Raw genomic sequence first — 2,015 nt, 5'->3', positions numbered from 1 at the left:
GGCTTCACCTCGGCTCAAGCAAGATGCGATCTCGCCCCGTGCCAGTGGAAGCTCTCCGAATGGAAAAGATGGCCTTCTCTTTGGGGTAGCCATCCTCGCCAACGGWGAAATCAAACTCTCCGTTGGCRAYTGCATGAAGCTCGGTATGTGTAAGGTTTCCATTGAGGCCAAAGAACAGAGCAACGTAGCCTTCAGGCACTGCCTCGTACCGAATGATGCGACCGCAATTGTTGCGSTTGGCRYGAATGARTTGGCAGATCTGCTCGCGRGCWGTGCYCGACTTGAAGAAGTAGAAGTAYTCCCAACCAAAGCTRGTGAGCTTTGAGAGGTCCAGTTCCTTGGCGCTCGGATCATGGGTTACTTGACCAATCTTCTGACTGATCTGGCCCGCMCCGTTACCCAGCTCGCTGCAGGCTGACAGRAGCGCGAGTTGCAGAAAGAGTAGAACGACCTGGCGTCCCATGATTTGAAGCCTAACGTTCGACGTAAGGGGCCTGCCGCAGGCAGGTCCCCTTGACGGAGGGGTTAGGCCAGCCCAGCGCACTCGGAGTAGAGGCCTTCATGCTGCCACCAATGCCCACCCGGTGCATAGGAGAACGGAAATTGCGGCAAGGACTGCCTTGCCGATAGGCCCAAAGATTCCTATGTAGTCTGAAGGCGCTCCACCCTGTGCATCTGGAATTGTGCTTCGCATGTGCTGCCCGAAAAAGAAGATGTCGACGGTCATTAGCAATGTGAAGGCAATTGCTCCAATGGCCAGATTGCGCAGACCAAGACCACCGAGGATTAGTGTTGGGTTTGGCCCAACCAGCAATTTGGCGATGGTAAAGACCGCCCCATTGACGCTGAACAGCAGCGAGTAGCGCCGCTGCTTTCCGGCTTCATAGACCTGGAATGCGGCGGGGACCTTCTTGCCTATTGCGTGCATGGCAGATTCATCTTCGGAAGATTGGTGGGCCTAACGTTCGACGTAAGGGGCGGCCCGCCTGCGGGACGTCCCCTTGACGGAGCGGTTAGGCGCCGCCCTGGAGGAAGCACCGGGCTGTATGGATTTGACCAGGCGGCATTGATTGCCGACGGAGGCCGAAGCTACGTGAAGGCGATGCATGGCAGGCGAGGTTAGCGTGAACCGGCTACCCGTTGCTCCCCCGAGTAGCCGCAGCTTGAAGTGCGCTCAAGGTATTCTGGACTTTCATGCCGGAAGCCACAACGCGCCAGCCTTGAAGGTGGCGCCGACCTGAACCAAGTAGCACCTGTTTTGCAAGGCGCTCTGACCGGACTGACCTCGGCGGATCGAAGGCAGGCAAGAGGGAAGATGCTCATGCGGCTTCGGATATGAATGGCGGCGCTTAACGTTCGACGTAAGGGGCGGCTTGCGGCTTGCCGCAAGACGTCCCCTTGACGGAGGGGTTAGGGCGCTGTTTCATGCACAGCCACCGACTGGTTTGGACATGAAGCGAACCCACCCAATGCGACCTTGCTCTCTGATGCCTTGATCAACGAAGCCCGCTTTGGCATAGGCGCTGCGGGCTAATTGGTTCTCCTCGTCGACGGACAGCACAAGTAACGGCGACTCGGGCCAATTTTCAGCTACCCATGACGGGAGAGCGCTGAGAGCGGCGGACCCAATGCCTTTGCCCTGGCAGGACAGATCAATTCGCATCGCGCTGATGGTGGCCGAAGTTGGGGTTGCCCACGAAGGAGCGCTTGCGCCACGCTTGAGCACCAGAAAACCCACAACGATTTGACTATCGAAGATTGCCAAGCCAGCGATCTGATTGGCTTGATCGGCTTTGCAACTCTCGACCGAACGCTCAACCGTGCCGGCGAACTCGACCTGGTGTGGGGTGACAGCAAGCCCCAAGACGGCTGCTTGCTCGGATGGGGACAGGAGCTGCCAGCGCTTGAGAGAGATGGATGAACTCATGGAGACGAGGATTTCAGCGCTCTAACGTTCGACGTAAGGGGCGGATTGCGGCTTGCCGCAAGACGTCCCCTTGACGGAGGGGTTAGGG

2 protein-coding genes are annotated in these 2,015 nt (G+C 58.1%); both read right to left on the bottom strand.

Going from position 1 to position 2,015, the window contains the following annotated elements:
• Positions 1-559 precede the first annotated feature (559 nt).
• A complete protein-coding gene (locus AC1DYI_RS33980; RefSeq protein WP_477208513.1) occupies positions 560-928 on the bottom strand; it encodes a hypothetical protein in 369 nt (122 codons plus the stop codon).
• Between the two features lie 495 nt (positions 929-1,423).
• Positions 1,424-1,927, bottom strand: a complete 504-nt coding sequence (locus AC1DYI_RS33975; protein ID WP_477208512.1) for a GNAT family N-acetyltransferase — start codon at positions 1,925-1,927, stop codon at positions 1,424-1,426.
• Between the last annotated feature and the right edge of the window lie 88 nt (positions 1,928-2,015).

The organism is Ideonella sp. P3_A4 (genome assembly GCF_056403075.1).
Note: the sequence above shows the minus strand (reverse complement) of the source record. Positions and strands in the feature narration are given on the sequence as shown.